Source organism: Halorhabdus sp. CBA1104 (assembly GCF_009690625.1).
GTDB lineage: Archaea > Halobacteriota > Halobacteria > Halobacteriales > Haloarculaceae > Halorhabdus.
Genome location: NZ_CP033878.1, coordinates 959,063 through 976,225, shown reverse-complemented (window position 1 = coordinate 976,225; position 17,163 = coordinate 959,063). Strand labels below are relative to the sequence as shown.

The 17,163-nt window shown below is 55.2% G+C and carries 16 protein-coding genes and 2 tRNA genes; 6 read left to right on the top strand and 12 right to left on the bottom strand.

From position 1 onward, the window contains the following. Nucleotides 1-71: 71 nt before the first annotated feature. The 6 genes from Hrd1104_RS05025 to Hrd1104_RS05000 form a co-directional block, all read right to left on the bottom strand. On the bottom strand, nucleotides 72-350 hold the full coding sequence (locus Hrd1104_RS05025; protein WP_154551717.1) for a 4a-hydroxytetrahydrobiopterin dehydratase: 279 nt from the start codon (nucleotides 348-350) through the stop codon (nucleotides 72-74). 83 nt (nucleotides 351-433) lie between these two features. Next, complete coding sequence (gene hemA / locus Hrd1104_RS05020) at nucleotides 434-1,753, bottom strand: glutamyl-tRNA reductase (protein ID WP_154551716.1); 1,320 nt, start codon at nucleotides 1,751-1,753, stop codon at nucleotides 434-436. Beyond that, the gene (locus Hrd1104_RS05015; protein ID WP_154551715.1) at nucleotides 1,750-2,403 is read right to left on the bottom strand and encodes a bifunctional precorrin-2 dehydrogenase/sirohydrochlorin ferrochelatase; all 654 of its coding nucleotides are present in this window, start codon (nucleotides 2,401-2,403) and stop codon (nucleotides 1,750-1,752) included. The genes hemA and Hrd1104_RS05015 overlap by 4 nt, the downstream gene beginning before the upstream one ends. Nucleotides 2,404-2,515: 112 nt before the next feature. Further along, nucleotides 2,516-2,914 carry a DUF5778 family protein gene (locus Hrd1104_RS05010; protein WP_154551714.1) on the bottom strand — a complete coding sequence of 133 codons (399 nt, stop codon included), beginning with the start codon at nucleotides 2,912-2,914 and terminating at the stop codon, nucleotides 2,516-2,518. A gap of 105 nt (nucleotides 2,915-3,019) precedes the next feature. Then, entirely contained in the window at nucleotides 3,020-3,214 is a 195-nt protein-coding gene (locus Hrd1104_RS05005) for a cold-shock protein (RefSeq protein WP_154551713.1), read from the bottom strand. Between the two features lie 2 nt (nucleotides 3,215-3,216). Then, nucleotides 3,217-3,411, bottom strand: a complete 195-nt coding sequence (locus tag Hrd1104_RS05000) for a cold-shock protein (RefSeq protein WP_154551712.1) — start codon at nucleotides 3,409-3,411, stop codon at nucleotides 3,217-3,219. Between the two features lie 98 nt (nucleotides 3,412-3,509). On the opposite strand from Hrd1104_RS05000, the gene uppS reads away from it, so the two are divergent. Further along, on the top strand, nucleotides 3,510-4,439 hold the full coding sequence (gene uppS, locus Hrd1104_RS04995) for a polyprenyl diphosphate synthase (protein WP_154551711.1): 930 nt from the start codon (nucleotides 3,510-3,512) through the stop codon (nucleotides 4,437-4,439). Between the two features lie 30 nt (nucleotides 4,440-4,469). On the opposite strand, the gene Hrd1104_RS04990 is transcribed toward uppS, so the two are convergent. After that, entirely contained in the window at nucleotides 4,470-5,612 is a 1,143-nt protein-coding gene (locus tag Hrd1104_RS04990; protein WP_154551710.1) for an aldo/keto reductase, read from the bottom strand. Nucleotides 5,613-5,768: 156 nt separating this feature from the next. After that, the gene (locus Hrd1104_RS04985; RefSeq protein ID WP_154551709.1) at nucleotides 5,769-6,020 is read right to left on the bottom strand and encodes a hypothetical protein; all 252 of its coding nucleotides are present in this window, start codon (nucleotides 6,018-6,020) and stop codon (nucleotides 5,769-5,771) included. A 581-nt stretch (nucleotides 6,021-6,601) separates the two neighbouring features. Here Hrd1104_RS04985 and Hrd1104_RS04980 point away from each other — a divergent pair. Continuing rightward, nucleotides 6,602-7,708, top strand: coding sequence for a site-specific integrase (locus Hrd1104_RS04980; RefSeq protein ID WP_021029403.1), 1,107 nt, complete (start codon nucleotides 6,602-6,604; stop codon nucleotides 7,706-7,708). A gap of 5 nt (nucleotides 7,709-7,713) precedes the next feature. Here Hrd1104_RS04980 and Hrd1104_RS04975 read toward each other — a convergent pair whose 3' ends face one another. Then, the gene (locus tag Hrd1104_RS04975) at nucleotides 7,714-8,412 is read right to left on the bottom strand and encodes a hypothetical protein (protein WP_154551708.1); all 699 of its coding nucleotides are present in this window, start codon (nucleotides 8,410-8,412) and stop codon (nucleotides 7,714-7,716) included. 89 nt (nucleotides 8,413-8,501) lie between these two features. Continuing rightward, nucleotides 8,502-8,927, bottom strand: coding sequence for a hypothetical protein (locus tag Hrd1104_RS04970; RefSeq protein ID WP_154551707.1), 426 nt, complete (start codon nucleotides 8,925-8,927; stop codon nucleotides 8,502-8,504). A gap of 1,324 nt (nucleotides 8,928-10,251) precedes the next feature. Here Hrd1104_RS04970 and Hrd1104_RS04965 point away from each other — a divergent pair. After that, nucleotides 10,252-10,935: a hypothetical protein gene (locus Hrd1104_RS04965; RefSeq protein ID WP_154551706.1), complete on the top strand. Its 684-nt coding sequence runs from the start codon at nucleotides 10,252-10,254 to the stop codon at nucleotides 10,933-10,935. Nucleotides 10,936-12,632: 1,697 nt separating this feature from the next. On the opposite strand, the gene Hrd1104_RS04960 is transcribed toward Hrd1104_RS04965, so the two are convergent. After that, complete coding sequence (locus tag Hrd1104_RS04960; protein ID WP_154551705.1) at nucleotides 12,633-13,250, bottom strand: site-specific integrase; 618 nt, start codon at nucleotides 13,248-13,250, stop codon at nucleotides 12,633-12,635. Nucleotides 13,251-13,778: 528 nt separating this feature from the next. On the opposite strand from Hrd1104_RS04960, the gene Hrd1104_RS04955 reads away from it, so the two are divergent. Both Hrd1104_RS04955 and Hrd1104_RS04950 read left to right on the top strand, forming a co-directional pair. Next, nucleotides 13,779-13,863 (top strand) — tRNA-Leu (locus Hrd1104_RS04955). Nucleotides 13,864-14,003: 140 nt separating this feature from the next. Beyond that, on the top strand, nucleotides 14,004-14,990 hold the full coding sequence (locus Hrd1104_RS04950) for a Gfo/Idh/MocA family protein (RefSeq protein ID WP_154551704.1): 987 nt from the start codon (nucleotides 14,004-14,006) through the stop codon (nucleotides 14,988-14,990). Nucleotides 14,991-15,564: 574 nt separating this feature from the next. On the opposite strand, the gene Hrd1104_RS04945 is transcribed toward Hrd1104_RS04950, so the two are convergent. Further along, nucleotides 15,565-15,668: transfer RNA gene (locus tag Hrd1104_RS04945), tRNA-Gln, on the bottom strand. A gap of 322 nt (nucleotides 15,669-15,990) precedes the next feature. Here Hrd1104_RS04945 and priS point away from each other — a divergent pair. After that, nucleotides 15,991-17,151: a DNA primase small subunit PriS gene (gene priS / locus Hrd1104_RS04940; protein WP_154551703.1), complete on the top strand. Its 1,161-nt coding sequence runs from the start codon at nucleotides 15,991-15,993 to the stop codon at nucleotides 17,149-17,151. Nucleotides 17,152-17,163 lie beyond the last annotated feature (12 nt).

The following is a 17,163-nucleotide window of genomic DNA, read 5'->3' as shown; positions in this document are numbered from 1 at the left end:
TACACGGGATGCCGACAGGCAAAAAAACCAGCCGTTCACACGGGGGACTCGATCAACACCGTTGCCGGCAGTCAGTCCCGGATCTCGTTCAGTCGAGCAGCCAGATCGAGGTCGGCCTCGGTGATGCCCCCGGCGTCGTGGGTCGTCAGGCGTATCTCGACCTCTCGCCACCCGATCCGTATCTCCGGATGGTGAAAGGCCTCTTGAGCGAGGCCCCCGGCGGCCGACGCGAATCCGATCCCGTCGAGATAGGCGTCGAATTCGTAGGTGCGAACGATTTCGTCCCCGTCTCGCTGCCAGTCGCTTGGCAGTCGGTTCTCGATCTCTTGGTCGCTCAACAGATCTGCCATGTGTGGCCACACACCACCGTGGCAAAAGAACGTTCGGCCGGCGGCAAACGAGCGCGTCGACGCGGACTGTCGGCACTACCTGTTCAGTCGTCGGCGTCGACGAGTGCCGAGAGACGGTCGTGGACCTCGTCTTCGGCCATCGCGACCGACGGGGGCTGTTCCCCGCTGCCGAAGTGTGGATCGAACAGCCGCAGGGCCGTATCGATGGTCGTCCAGTCGTCGTCTTCGGCGGCGTCCCTGAGCGATTCGGTGGGGGCAGCGAGCAATTGATTGACCAGTGAGTCAGCCATCGACTCGACGACTTCCTGTTGGTCGTCGTCCAGATCCAGTTTGCCAAACGCCTCTTGGAGTTCCCGGGCTTTGACACGCTCGGCACTCTCGTACATGCTCGAAATCACGTCGTCAGCCCGGTTGCGTTTGAACTGGGTGAGCAAGTTTCGGAACTCCGACTCGACGATCTCCTCGACGGCCTCGGCGGCCGCGTCCCGACTGGCTCGCGTCGCTGCAGTGACCGACTCCAAGTCGTCGAGATCGAAAACCGAGACGCCCGCGTACTCCCCAGCGCCGCGTGGCACGTCCCGCGGCTGACCGATGTCGACGACAACTGTGTCACCAACCGTCCCAAACGTCTCGACGTCGAACACTGGCTGGGGGCTGGCGGTCGCCGAAACGACGAGATCCGCCGTGTCTACCGCCGAAGGAAGCGCCCCGAGGCCGGTCGCCGAGGCTGAGACGTCGACGGTCGAGACAATGTGTTCGGCGTGTGGGACCGTTCGATTTGCGACGAGTAAGTGGTCCACCCCTGCTCGATCCGCGAGCGCCTCGGACGCGAGCGTCGCGATCTCGCCGGCTCCGACGACCAACGCAGTCGCCGACGCGAGATCACACTCACGCCCGGCAAGTTCGACGGCGGCACTGCCAAGCGAGACCACACCGTCGTTAATGGCGGTCTCGGTCCGGGCGCGTTCGCCAACGTGAATCGCTTTCGTCACTGCGTCGTCCAAGACCGGCCCGAGTCCGCCAGCGTGGCGTGCGTCCTCGCGCGCATCTCGCACCTGGCCGAGAATCTGGTCTTCGCCTGGGACGAGCGATTCGAGTCCCGCCGCAACTCGCAACAGGTGTCGCAGACTCTCCTCGTGGTCCATCTCTGCGACGGTTCCCGCCGGGAGATCACTGGTCGAGGACGCGAGGACGTCCCGGCCCTGCTGTGGGTCCTCGGTGACGACGTACCGCTCGGCACGGTTGCAGGTTTGCAAGACGAGGGCTTCAGCGACGCCGTCTCGTGCCAGTAGCTGTTCGACGGCCTCACGTTGACTCTCCGCAGAGGCCGCGTCGATGGCTTCGACGCTGGCGTGGTGGTGGGCAACGCTCACGCCCGAGACAATACCTGGCTCTCGCGTCACGATGTATCACCGATCACGTCCGAGATCACGTCTGCTGCTACTTCCAGAGTGTTAGAACCGCTGCTATCTAAAGCCTTCCAAACCCGGTCCCGCTTGACGACTTCGCGAATAGCTTGCTGGCGACGGTCTGGATCTACGCCTGTTTCCTGTAGCTGCTTGCGCAACTCGGAAGTGATTCGAGCTATCTCTCCAGCCTGTCGGACGTAAGTCTCGTTTTCGAGCCGTTCTCGAAGCACTCGACTCACGGCCGGACTCTGGCCACCCGTTGCGATCGCGAGGACGACCGGATCCTGCCGGATCGTCGCCGGCACGACGACGCTGCCGGCGTCTCGCGCACCACGCTGGTCTGCGCGATTGAGCAGTATGCCCCGCTTGCGGACTGCCGTTTCGATCGCCCCGTTGAGTGACTCGTCGTCGGTCGCGGCGACGACCAGCGCCGGAGCGGTGCGGTCGAGCCACGTGTCGACGGCGGACTCGTCGGGGGCAGCACGGATCCGCTCGGCCCCACCGAACGCTACGTCGGCGAAGGTCGGGCTAACGACGATCGTTTCGGCCTCCCGTGCGAACCGACGGGCTTTCCGAGCACCGACGCTCCCGCCGCCGAAGATCAACACGCGCTCGCCATCGAAGTCGTGGAAGAGTGGAATCATCCGTTCGCTGCTCGCTTTGTGGGGTCACGATGCCAGACGACCATTACCGTCGAGCCTGCCTGTTGTACTGTATTTGTTCCGTTCTCATCGGGTGTGGCTCTGTTCTCTCCGTTCAGGGAGATTCGACGTCGGCGACTTCGTGATCGTTCTCACGAAGATCCTCGAGAATGGCATCCGTCTCAGCGCTGTCTCGATAGTAAAAGACCACGTCGAAGGTTCCATCCCGGAGGAGTTGCTGGCACTCCCAGACGAACTCGTCGCCGTCGATCGTCAGTCCCTGGTGCTGGTTGAGGCCAAATTCCGGATCCTCTGTACCCGAGTAGACGTACGTGTCCGCGTCGGTGGCGGCGTGTTCGGCGATCGTGTCTCCAACTTCGATGGTCAGTTGATTGAGTTCCGGCTCTTGATCGTTCGACAATTCGGTGTGGACGATCAACCCGCGAAGCTCGATCTCGCCGGGTTGCAGTAGCTTTCGGGTCTGTGCGTAGAGATCATCGACGTTCGCGTCCATATCCGTACGTCGGCGTCGCTGGTAATACGACTCACGGTCTCAGACAGCGCAGCTGCTCGACGGGATGAGAGCGGTAGAAGACGGGTGGGACCCGCCGTACCGTGTTTACAGCCGCGTCAGGTTCGTCGCGCGCGGGCCTTTCTCGGCTTCTTCGATCTCGAACTCGACTTCCTGACCCTCCTCTAGGTCAGGGCCGCCGACGTCTTCCATGTGGAAGAACACGTCGTCGTCGGCCGCGTCGGTCTCGATGAAGCCGTAACCACCCGTATCGTTGAAGAAGTCCACGGTGCCTTCCGCCATGCTTAGAGCCTCGTGAGATTCTTCGCGCGGGGGCCTTTCTCGGCCTGCTCGATGTCGAACTCAACCTCTTGGCCTTCTTCGAGGTCAGGACCGCCGACGTCCTCCATGTGGAAGAACACGTCTTCGTCTGCGTCCTCAGTCTCGATGAAACCGTAACCGCCAGTGTCGTTGAAGAAATCAACCGTACCGGTCGCCATTGCAACTGGTACGTCGTGGTCGACACATTAAAACCCTGCGGGTTCTCCGGCGAAGCGAACAGAAGACTCATTCCATCCGCGCGTATCGGTTCTGTTAAATGGTCTCTGTGGTGCGTCAGTGGGCCTCGAAGCTCTACGAGCAGTTGCTCGAACGGGAGGTGTCGGGCGCGCCGGACCACGTTGCTGTCATCCAAGATGGGAACCGACGGTATGCCCGCGCGCACGGCGAGGAAACCAGCAACGGGCATCGTGCAGGCGCACAGACGACGGAATCACTGCTCGAATGGTGTGACGATCTCGGGGTGGCAGAACTGACGCTGTATGCATTCTCGACAGAGAACTTCAACCGGCCGGCAGATCAGCGAGCCGTCCTTTTCGATCTCATCGAGGACAAACTCTACGAGTTTGCCGACCACGACCGGGTCCACGAAGCCCAAGTCCGGATCAGAGCGATCGGAGAGTTGGATCGGCTCCCCGAACGCGTCCGTGAGGCAGTCGCCTACGCCGATCGGCAAACGCGTGGCTACGACCAGTTCCACCTCAATATCGCGCTGGCCTACGGCGGGCGGGCTGAACTACTCGGTGCAACGCGCTCGATCGCCGAAGATATCGAAAACGGCTGTCTCGATCCGACAGACATCGACGCTGGGACGATCGAAGATCGATTGTACGACGGGCCGACCAGCGACGTCGACCTCATCGTTCGAACCGGCGGTGACGAGCGCACGTCGAACTTCCTCCCGTGGCACGCAAACGGCAACGAGGCTGCGGTATATTTCTGTGCCCCGTACTGGCCGGAGTTCCGGAAGATCGACTTCTTGCGTGCGATCCGAACCTACGAGCATCGCGCGGAGTCCTGGCGACAGACGCGTGCACGGCGGGCACTCGCCCTGCTTCGGGCCGTCGGGAGTGCGGAATTGAGCGAGGCAAAAGGGATCGTCCGGCGGTTCCGGGACACGTTACCCTCCCGAGAACTGGAAGACGTCGATCTTTCCAGCGAGAGCGACCCGGAGCCACAGGCCGACTGAGTTCGGGACCGGTTGGACTCTCTGGCACGGTCAAGCGCGCACAGCGTCCAGTCGGGCGTGGGTTTCTTCCAGCAAAGAGATAATCTCGAGGTTCTGTGGACAGGCAGGTTCACACTCGCCACAGGCAACACAGGCATCGGCTCGTGCGTGCTCGTCCAGCTGTTCATACTCGTCTAGCACGGCCGTCGGGTCGTCGCTCGTCTCCAGGCGGTTGTACAGATCGAAGTTGCCTGGAATATCGACGCCGGTCGGACACGGCATACAGTAATCACAGCCCGTACAGTCGACAGCCATCAGTTCCTCGAACCGCTCACGGGCTCGCTGTACGGTCTGGAGATCGCTCTCGGAAAACTGGCCGACCCCGGATTGGGCGGCGAGGTCGACGTTCTCACGCACTTGCTCGAGGGTGGACATCCCGCTCAAGACGGTCGACACTTCAGGCTGGTCCCACAGCCACTGCAACGCCCATTCGACGGGCGACCGCTCCGAATCGGCCTCCTCGAAGGCCTCGCAAACAGGATCGGGCAGATCCGTCGCGAGTGTCCCGCCACGGAGCGGTTCCATGACGACGACGCCCAATCCTCGCTCGGCGGCGTACTCGAGACCCGCCCGCCCAGCCTGAAATTGCTGGTCGAGGTAGTTATACTGGATCTGGCAGAAATCCCAGTCGTAGGTGTCGACGATTTCCTCGAAGAGATCGAGATCGTCGTGAAAGGAAAACCCGACGTGACCGATTTCCCCCGCAGCTTGTTTCCGTTCGAGCCACTCGAACGTATCGAGTTCTTGGTATGTGTTCCAGAACTCCTCATCGAGTGCGTGCAGAAGATAACACTCGACGTGATCGGTAGCAAGTCGGTCGAGTTGGCGCTGAAAGTACTCCTCGAGGTCCTCGTTCGTCTCGAGTTTCCACGAGGGCATCTTGGTCGCGAGAGAGACGTCTTCGCGATAGTCGCCCGTGAGTGCCTCGCCGACGACCCGTTCGCTCTCGCCGTCGTGGTACGGCCAGGCGGTGTCGACGTAGTTGACGCCCTCGTCGATCGCCGCCCGAATCATGTCGATCGCGTGTTGACGGTCGATCGTCCCCTCTTCTCCCTCGGTCGGCAACCGCATCGCACCGAATCCCAGGGCCGACGGTTCGAAATCGATGGCCGTCCCGAAGTCTCTGTATTCCATCCCGTCTTGGACTGCTGTGAGGTCCCTATTTATTGTTTGGTTACGTATTTCTTCAGAGAGCGGTTACCGAAGCGATGTCTCTCGTAGGTCGATCCGCATTCACGGCACACGACACAGTTACCCAGGCAGAAAGACAGGTGCTCGATCGCGTTGTGGTCAGATATCCCGGCCCGTGTTTTGTCGAACGCGATCGTACATGTCGTCAGGGGGATCCACGTCACTGGTTACGTCGGTACCATCGTAATCGGAAACCCGAAGCAACACCGGTCCATTGGCCCCGATCTGCCAGTAAAACGTATAGCGCTTGGTCTGTGTCTTCATCGCCACGTCTGCTGTTTGGTCGGTCGTCACTTCGTGGGCAGTGAACGACGTCCGGTTAGCGGGAGACGCGTTACTTTGACAACTCATAATCCTATCGTACACTATGTAACTCCAAGCTTATAAGTACCTATATTCGAACAGTATTTTCATAGTGTGCAATGGTACCATGGTAACACGTGGTACGGGCATCTCAGCCGAGTATTCTGCATATTTTCTATCCCAGGTAAGATATCTCGCAGTCGTTTCCCAAATACCATAATATTGCTTTCATACTTGGAAGACGATTATAGACAATATTCTTATCATACTCCGGTCGAATAGTATCGGACGGTCCATCGAGACAGGCCGCTCTCTACGAATTATCCACAGAGCGAAATGACGCCACGGGAGACAACTGGACGGGGCGAATCGACAGTCATTTTAATCCCCCTCCGGAACAATGAAACGCGAGTTAATCGCAGGAAGCGCGTGGGTAGCCAAGCCAGGCCAACGGCGCAGCGTTGAGGGCGCTGTCCCTTGGACCCACGCCGATCCCCTCTCGCAGTTTTCTGCCGTCGTGAACGTGATACAAATGAGTATTCACAAGCCACGGCGAAAACTACCCACATTGCTGAATCGGCAAATCAATAGACGGCAGGGGGTTGCCCGTAACAGTCAGGCTAACGACAATGAGTGACGAAACTATTGCTGTCAACGGGGATCGACACGACGTGACGTTAGTGCCTGACCCGTCACACGACTGTCTCAACCAACGACAACGAACGGACTACAAGGAGTTTAGACGAGAGTTAGCACAGTGGTTACTCGGGTTCGGCAAAGATCCTGACCATGCAGAGGGGTATGCGGGTTCGACAGTCAGACGACGGATGCACGACATTGACGTGTTCTACAGGTGGGTGTGGGACGAACGTGACGGCTACACCCTGTCGATAGATACAGACGCACTTGACGACTACTGCCGGTCACTCGTCTACTCGGATCACTCGGATGCCCACAAGTCCAACGCACAGAAGTCACTCAAAACACTTGCCCGCTATCACGACGACATAGACGACTGGGACCCGTCAGTCACGTTTAGCGGGGATAGTGCCCGACAGCAACCACGGGATTTCTTCACGCGAGAGGAACGTCGGCTACTCGAAGAGGCGTCACTGGAATACGGGGGCGTGTCTCAATATCACGAACTTGCTCACGACGAGAAGAAAGAGTTGTCCCACCGATTCCGCAAGCCGATTGACGCAATCGACAGTGATGACGTACAACGGGCAAACGGGTTCAAAGTCCCTTCACTCGTGTGGACATCGTTAGATGCAGGCCTTCGACCTGTTGAAGTCGGACGTGCCCGTGTCTCGTGGATCGACCTGTCCAATGCACGACTGTTGATTCCCGCAGAAGAGGCATCGAAGAGTCGTGATAACTGGAAGGTCGCTTTACGAGAACGGACAGCAACCATGTTAGAACGGTGGCTTGAGGAACGTGAGTTGTACGACAAATACGACGAGACAGATGCACTATGGTTGACCCGTGAGGCACACCCCTACTCGTCACGGTCCCTCAAGTACCTCTTGGGGAAGTTGTGTGAGACGGCAGGGATCGACACGTCGAATCGGCAAATTAGTTGGTATGCCATACGCCACTCGACGGGCACGTACATGACCCGCCAAGAGGGGCTTGTAGCCGCCAGTGAGCAATTGCGTAACTCACCGAAGACGATGCAACGGTACGACCAAGCTCCGACAGAGGACCGACGTGACGCCTTGAATCGGATGGGGTAAGATAGTTATGTAGATGTTATATATTGCAATTCATCAAAAAAGTTAGAGTAGAATAAAAAGTCGGAAGAGGACAATTGCAATAACTTATTGTAATGCACATCATTCAGTGTATGCTCATTTACAAGATCTATATCTGGAAAACCAAAAATTCTAAATGAAACGCTTGTTTCGCCTGAAGAATTAGGAGTTACTTTACTTAGCACTATTTGGCCATCTGCCGAAAACAATACAGTATTACCCCCCACTCCTTCTTCTGGAGATATTTCTTTTGAGTCTAGTTCCTCTCCATCTCCTTCCTTTCTAAATTTCTTCACTACGATGGAACTTGAGCCTATAAGATATGGGATATAAATATGATTACTAGTGACTATTGGATCTCCTAAGACGCGATATGATTCGTTTGGGGATCTTAGCTTATGTTGCCACTTTATGTCACCATTTAGTGTTGTGACTATCGTTTCAGCACCGTCCGTGTCGGTTAATTTATTTCCTACAATCACTATACCATCGTCTTCTATAATATCGACATTTGATGTTACTACGTTATCTTCAAACTTAATTTGCCAATCAACTTCTCCTGTTGAATTTATACGGGCAAGATAATCTGGACGTGATTCTCCAGCACCTACTATTAGACCTCCTCCGTCAGAAACAACTGCATATGGTCCTATTGTCGGCCAAACTAATCTCTCTTCAGAAATCATTTCGTTTTCAATTGGGTTAAGGACTGTTGCATGGATCTCCTCATCGTGAGTATTTCCAAATGCAAGATATAATCTTTGTCTGTCAAAAGCTATTTTGCTATTGGACGAGAAGTTTCTATTCGTTCCTCGGGGAGAATTGTAGTCTGTAGCTCACCCTCAGATGTATAAATGTAAATGTTTACCTCTCCCCATAACCCTCCTAACTCAGCAATTATTGGTTGTTCGTTCAATGTGAAGAGTTCAGATCTAGGAGCTGCGTCGATTTGTTCAAACCACCTTCGCTCCCCATTTTGTCTATTAATATTGTAAAAATATCCATTTGATTGCAATATATAAATTGTGTCACTTGTAGATGAACCGGCGACAAATCTAGCATCCTCTGACAATTCTGAATATTCCCATTTTTTTGAAAATTGAATATTTTGTTCTGTAGCCGATGAATCACTATCACTACTACACCCCGATAAAAGTACCATACCGATCCCAGCTGACCGTATGAATGACCGTCTATCCATAGAAAGAAATACTTCCACGAATCAATTAAATCTACTGTTGATAAGCAAAAGAATTGAGCAATCTACTTGTCCTATCAGATTTCCTTCTAAGACTCTCACAGGGCTCTCAGGCCGTTCGGTATACTACACAACGGTTACCACTCGATTGTTGAACAAATCGATTTTACCCCCATTCATGACCCTTAGAATTGACTGTGAGGGCAGTGACGTGGGTCACAGTTGGTTTGAAATGAGAATAGGATGGTTACCACTTGTTTTCTCAACAAACTTCACAGAACACCACTCACGCCGATATTTGAGGGACTGTAACGATCATGATGGTACAGGGGCTTGGGGGTCTCCGTGCAGAGCGACACGACCACTCGGGGATCATCTCCACTACGTTCCGATGCTTTCCCCAACGCTGGGTCGTCTTCTCTCCTCGACCCCAACCGCATTAGGAAGGCAGGCAACCAACTCAATCGACCCGCCAACAGCCTGTAATCAGGTGGGGGGTCTAGACAGAGATCTATGCTCACACGTTCGAATGAACGTGATAATCCATATCTCTGTTCTCAACTAGGTACCTGTGGGAAGGTGGTGAAGGTGCGGTGAGTGTTGATTACGTAGTAATCAAAAACGAACCGTACCGAACCGCCACGTACCTGATTGAGGTAACACTCTTCTAGAGTACAAGTGTATGATTGTAGGTATCTCGCGCGCAAGGAACACTTCTCTTCATCTTCCCACACTTCTATACACCTATTTGTTATTTTTGAGAAGCCCTCTACTGCCCGATTTCGGGGTGGGTTGTTATACACTACCAATAGATTATTACAGTAGTAATATCATAGAAATTTAACCCCGTAGAAACAGCCAGTTTGAGTATGATACTGCCATATCCTATCATTTTATATATTATCAGAAAACGAAGGTTTTTATGTCTGGCGCTCAATAGGTGAATTGCTTGGGGGTAAACTCGTGGGAAGGAATGAATGCTGTAAGTCGCTTGTAGGCCGTGTAGTCGCTATGCCCCATAATCTGCCGTGTAGTCATTAAGGTTTGTAGATATGTCAAGGAAATCAATTCGCATCGATGAGGAGATTGCGGACCAGTTGAATAGTCAGTATAAAAATAAGTCTTATTCCCGAACTATTGCAATATTAGCGGGTCTGTTTCTTGGACGGCCAAGTTCGTGTAGTCACGGCCACCTTGAACGTTCGAGAGAGGAAACTGTTCCCATCAAAGTTTCCAGTAGTTGTTACAGGGTTTTGAATGAAATGAAATCCGACATTTTTCACGATTCTGAGACAGTAAGTATCAATGACGTGTTGCGGGTGATAGCATGAGTCGGAGTGACAGGTGGGTTAACAGCGCTCCTGAAGAAACTGGCGTGGACGTAGACTCAGACTACATCGGAAAAATGGATGCCGAACACGAACGGGCAGATGACTGTCTCGCAGACGATCCTGACGCGGGCGAAGCTCAGTTTGATCGTTCTGCTGACGGCAATAGCGGTATGGACGATCGTAAAATGGATGAACATACCTTCGAAGCCGCGTATCCAGATGGATCGAAAGCACGAACGTCTTGGATGGGAGACCATAAAGACGCTTTTGAGAAGGGGGGGAGGAAGTGGGAAATTCAAATGGGATTGCCAGTTGACGAAGAAACGTCGCATTCTCATCCGATTAACACGTATGAGCGTGATACACATCAGTACCTTACTGAGTTCCAACGGTCACTTTTCCCAGAAAAGGATGAAAGCGAAATAAAAGAGATTATTCAACTCGTTCGTGACGATCCTGGATTTGGTGGGCGGGGTGGACCTTGGAATCCTAAAGGCGGGTTCAAGGCGGCAGTACCCGCCTATGCAGTCCACATTGCTGACTGGGAAAATCCGATCGAAACGATTGATGAACGTATCGGGATAGAAACGGTGTTTGACAGCAAAAGCGACTTGTTAAAAGCAATTGATTTCGCTGAGAAACAAATCGAAAAGAGGGGCATAGATACGTCTAACTACTGATAAAGGCGTCAGGGTGAGAAAGTAACTCCCTGACGGCGGGATTCTCACCCGCATGGAATTTGTATTGACTTCGATGACCTGTCTGTCAACGAAGTTTCAAGCGGGGCCACTCCCCGCATATTTCTACACAGTTTTGTTTTCATTTAAGTAGAAACAAAAACGTGTGGAAAGATGTGGAGAGGTTGAAAGTATGAGATATTTGAAGCAAGGTCTTGAAGTTGGAGAGGAAATCGAGTTTGGAGAGCTCAACCACGTCGAATTGAAGTCGTCTAGTGGGGTGTGGCGTTAGAAGCAATCTCACAGGGCGAAGAGGAACCTCACGTTATTCTAAAAGAAAGTGGACTTGACAGAGGAGAGTCGATCGACCTGCATGAAGACGCCAAATTGCTAGGTGTTTCGTCGGGAAATTCATTTGTCGGGAATAGTCTCTGGTATGCGTTGCCAAGGAGCGTGTATAACGAATGAACATTAGCTCTCGTAAAATAGAGGATTGTACGGGTGAAGCTCGTGACGATCGTCCTGACTACGTCGATGACCTTACCTTAGAACGCACTATCAGGTGGAAGGTCGGAAGTCCTGTGATCGGTGATCCCATCAAACTATCTGAAAATGTTAATGATGGATATAAACATTATCGGAGGGGGGATCAGCTGTTTCAACCTGACTCGTCAAAGTTCCTGTCCCGTCTCTTCGAGTCTGATCTAATCAACTCAGTATCGGATGTAAGCCGCGAGTTGAATAGTGAGGTGGAGACGGTCAAAAAGGTGGCTAATCTTCACGGGATCGACCTACCCGATTCTGAATCACAGTCGAGTGACCCGCAGGAAGGTGGGACGAATTCACTCACCCTACCTGGGGGAGAGACGTGGCCCCTCAAACTACTACAGGAGCCTGTATACGCCGACGTGAGAGTCCTTAGTCAGCTGTTGGCTACGAACGGCATGTCGTTGGGGGAAGTTGCTCAGTTACTCTCTGATAGGCTCGACAGGAACGTGACGGAGAGTGACGTTCGGCAAGAGGCTCAGAGAGTGAACATACTGTAATGCCAGTTTCCCGTGATACGTTAACAGACGGGGACCGTGTGAAAGAGTTACATAGGGAAGCACAACAGTCGGATAAAGTGGGTGACAACCCCGTCATGGCACTCGACTTTTACCTGCGACACGAATATGAAAAGGAGGGGAACATACGCATGGCAGATGTTTCCACAGCCTTGAGTCACTTCACTGACGTTTCGCCGCATCCTGCTGCTACGTCGAGTGCTATGGTGGCACGGATACACAGGGAGAGCGAGAGCGAGTGAATTGCGGACTCCTGTTAACTTATTGAACCTTCTTCTGTAAGGCCTAAAAAACCCCCGCTAGGGACGTGGGGGGGTGGCAGGCTTGCACCTGTCACAATCGTAATGAGAAAGTTGGTCTCTTCCTATGATCCCGTGTCGAATCAGGGGGTTTCCCCTCGAAAGGTGACTTCCCTCACGATCGTGACCCGTAACCGACTATAATTTCACATATTTCTACTCAAAACAAACCTGTGACAGTCTCTGTTCTCACATTTTGTTCTTCCTCTTCCCAAGCTGTTGCTGTTGCCCGAAGCCGAAACCGACGAGGCCCCGCCCGCTACGCTGGCAGGTCGACAGTTCGGAAGTCGGGCCAAACGTCTATGCTGACACTTTCTTAGAGAGAAACAATTCCGTATTAGACTCGACGGAAGTGATCGTAAATCTGTTCTGTGGTTTGAATACTTCTGTGCCTGAGACGGTTTCGTACATCGTATAGCGTGTTCCCCTCTTCGACGTTCATCATGCGATATGCAACGCTGTGACGAAGCGTGTGGGGAGTTACGTTAGCAGGCTCCCCACGTCCGTTTGTCGTCAAGGGACGTATCTCACCCACCTCTGCCGCCTTTGAAACGACATTACGGACGGATTCCGTTGTCATCCGTGCCGACTGGCGTGACGGGAATAGTGCCTCACTGTCTTTCCACCGATTCGAGAGGTATTTCCGCAGGTCCCTGACTGTCGAGTCGGCCAATTCTATTTCTGTGTACGTCGGTGAATTGTCGTTCGGATAGTCTTTCTGTATGTCGGGGGGTAGCCGTATGATCCCGCCATCACAGTCAACCATGTCCACGTCGAGAGCAACTACCTCCCCGACACGTAACCCCGTGTCATAGATTAACTCAATCAACACGTCGTTCCTGTCGGCCAAGTAGCTGGCAGAGGTTTCGATTGTAGCGTCACGGAGTTTCTCGACTTGCTCAGGTTTCAACCAGTAGGTGGCTGTCTGAGTTTGGGAATTTGTTGATTCGGCCATGATCGTACCCCGTCGTATATAAACGAATGACCCGCAGGCACTTGTGAGTTTGGGTTTCTATTAGAGAAGTCCCAATGACACTTATTTGATAGTTGTGAAAGCCAAATCCGTTGCCATACGCGCCTTACGCGCACGCAGACGCTTCTAATAGATTTTTCTGGCCCTTTCACACCCGTTTTCTAATCAAATTTCTGGCTACTTTCATACGAACCATGTTCAAGTCGAATAAACTGTTGTGTATTGTTGGCAATCGGGAAGTTTCGTGAAGGCACGTTCCTACTGGACCCGAAGAACCTACCCCCCGTCACAGGCCTTCACCCGTTTACGGGCTTGCGATTTGACGAACGTGGGTAGCCTATGGACAATCGACACAGTGATTTAAGGCAATCGGGTGATTGAGTCTACAGTGACGGCAGAAAACTATCAGTCATGTCCACTGTGAGAGTGAAGGAATGTCGGGGACGGAAGCCAAACGAAAGCGACTTTAGTATGCCGACTACAACAGTGGAATGCAGACAGCGAACAAGCGCGTGGGTAGCCAAGCCAGGCCAACGGCGCAGCGTTGAGGGCGCTGTCCTGTAGAGGTCCGCCGGTTCAAATCCGGTCCCACGCACTCCTCTTATCGGAGAACAAAAACTCGACAGTCGGATTGTTCGCCAGAGCCAGTATACGCGTAATACAATCATCGACGAGGAGCGATTGACTTCTGCCAGAGCCCGGAGCTTCAAGGCAGTGCCAAGCGAAGCCAGTCGTATGCGATTTGGGATCATTAGTACGGCCGGGATCGCACAGAAGGCACTCATCCCCGCAGTCGAGCGCAGCGAACACGAGGTCACGGCAATCGCGTCTCGGGGAGGTGATCGAGCCACAGCGGTTGCCCAAGAGAGGGGCACTCCCAACGCGTACGGGAGTTACGAGGCGCTGTTCGAGGAGGCCCCGATCGATGCGGTGTACAACCCGCTCCCGAATGGCCTCCACGCGAAGTGGACAAAGCGGGCCGCCGACGCTGGAGTGGACATCTTGTGTGAGAAGCCGATCGGAGTCGACGCCGACGAAGCGGCGGAGATGTTCGAATACTGCGCCCAACAGGACGTGACGCTAATGGAGGCGTTCATGTATCGGTTCCACCCACGAACCGAGCGCGCAGCCCAGATCGTTCGCGAGGAGTTGGGTGATCTCAGAGCTGGGTCCGCATCGTTCACGTTCTCGTTGCGCGGTCGCCCTGACGATATTCGGCTGAATCCGGATCTCGCCGGCGGCTCACTCATGGACGTCGGCTGTTATGCCGTCAGCGCGATGCGGTTGTTCTTCGGCGAACCGGAGCGCGTCTACGCAACGCAGGCCGACACGCGCGACAGCGGGGTCGATACGCAATTGACTGGCATTCTGGAGTTCGAGTCCGGGGCGACGGCCCGTGTCCATTCCGGATTCGATACACAGCTCACCGAATCGTACCGTGTCGACGCCGTCGACGGATGGCTCCGTGCGACGGACGTCTTCGGAGCCGATCCCGACCAGCGTGTCTCGATCGAATACGAAATCGACGGCCGGCGCGTCACCGAAGAGTTCGAACCAGTTGATCCGTACCAGCGTGAGGTCGAACACTTTGCTGATGCAGTCGAACGTGGCGAGACACCACGCATCGACGTCGAAGAATCCGTCCGAAATATGCGGGTCATCGACGCATTAGCTGAAAGTGCCGCCCGCGGCGAGCCAGTCGCGATTACCGAATCGTCGTAGCGCGCCAGGGGGATGATGGAATCGGCGTGCTGTGGGCAGACTCTCCAGGCGGCACGGGCCGAGGCGGTTCACAGTGCGGAATATGATGATCTATACTAACCTTTTTACTCAACAGTCGCGTACCCTTCAGGGATGGCGCCCTCGCAACCGTCACCGGGAAGTTGTGGGCCACGACGACGAAAGTCAGTGTTGTTCTGTGCGAACTGTGGGCACGATAGCCACGTCGACGGAGACTGGATTCTCCACGAGCGGAGTGGCTCTCGGTCGATCTGGTACCAGTGCCCGGAGTGTGGTCGCGCCGTGTCGGTCCGGCCCTCACAGTCACTCGAAGACTCGCGTCTCCCCTCACCCATATCGCCACGCCTCGCGCGGGGGAGGTATGGGATGCCACCCGATGGCACGCCAGACGAACGACTCTGGCGGGACTTCTGGACGACGTACCGTAACGTGACCGCAGCCTGGTTGCGGCCCTGAGGCCCGTCTCCGTTCACGCTGCGTAAGGCCGACATCGGGGACAAAACGAGCTACCAGCGTAGAATCAACGGTGTCGCTTCCGTAACTGGTCGCGAGAAGATAGTCCCGGGCGGATTCGAACCGCCGTCAGAGGCTCTCTTCCGGCATCTGAACACTCAAATCCCGTCCAAAGGCCTCTATGATTGGCCACTACACCACGGGACTTCACCCCAGGCTATTGGACCTGACTTCTTATTCGTTCCGACATCCGGTCACGGCCCAGTGGGGCGAATCCCGCGGGCGTCTGGGTTTCGATCCTCGCGTGTCTGTGCCCGATGGGATACGACGGCGGACGCGAACGGAGGGCAGACGGCCGCCAAAGCGAACGAGCGTGTCCTAGCCGGCTACTTGCAGGTGTGAACGGCCTCGGGGTCAAGCCCCGAGGCACTCGGCCTGCTCCGCTTAGAGTAGAGACACGGCACTGGGAGCTCGCTTGCGGGCAACAGGATCAACACGCCTTTGCTGGTCTCGCCCGAAATCGGGGACGATGGAAGAGCGAACCCGTGCCTATCTCCGGGGTCGGTTCGGCGATCACTACCGGCGCGTCGACCTTTCGCCGCCACCCGATGCCCACGAGCGTGAGTGGGGCTACATCCCCTGGACCGAGGGGCCGGGCGAGACAATGGTTCGGCACAAGTCGTTGCTCGATCTCGGCGAGTTGGAGTCATTTCTCGCACGCGAGCGCCCCCGCCACGTGTACTTCTCGGCAGGCCGATACGCCGACCCGAGCGCCTCCTCGATGGCTGAAAAGGACTGGCACGGGTCGGATGTCGTTTTCGACCTCGACGCAGATCACCTCCCGAGTGTCGATCCGGCCGAGACGACCTACGCGGAGATGCTCGCTGCGTGTAAGGACGCGCTCATGCGATTGCTCGACTTTCTGGAGACGGACTTCGGATTCGAAGACTTGACGATTGTGTTCTCGGGCGGGCGCGGGTATCACGTCCACGTGCGCGAGGAGGGTATCCAGCAACTGGACCGGGAAGGGCGACGCGAGATCGTCGATTACGTTCGCGGGATCGGACTCGATCTCGACGGCCTCGTGACGACCGAGATGCGAGGCAACGTCACCGCGCGCCGTCTCCGAACGGACGGTGGCTGGGGCAAGCGCGTCCACGAAGCGCTGCTGGCGTTCGTCTCCGAGATCGAATCGCTCTCGGAAGCCGACGCCAAAGATCGTCTCCAGGAACTCGATGGGATCGGTGAGGGTCGTGCAACGACTGTCTACGGGGCGATCGATGCAAACCGGGATGCCATCGAGAACGGGAATCTCGAAGCCGGTGGCCCGGGCATCCGCAAACTCGTCGATGCACTTACCCACGAGGTCATCACAGCCCAGAACGCGCCGATCGACGAACCGGTCACGACGGACACGAACCGCCTCATCCGCCTCCCTGGAAGCCTTCACGGCGGCAGTGGGCTCGCAGTCCGGACACTCCAACGAGACGAGATCGACAGCTTCGATCCACTCGTCGATGCGATCCCAGACACGTTCCGGGGCCACGAGATCACTGTCGAAGTGACAGCGCCAGGGAAGGTAGAGCTCGACGGCGATACCTTTACACTCTCGGAGGGAGTCAGTACCGTTCCGGAGTACCTTGGCGTGTTCCTCATGTCGAGAGGGCGCGCACAGAAGGGACCTGAGTAACGCAGAGGAGAT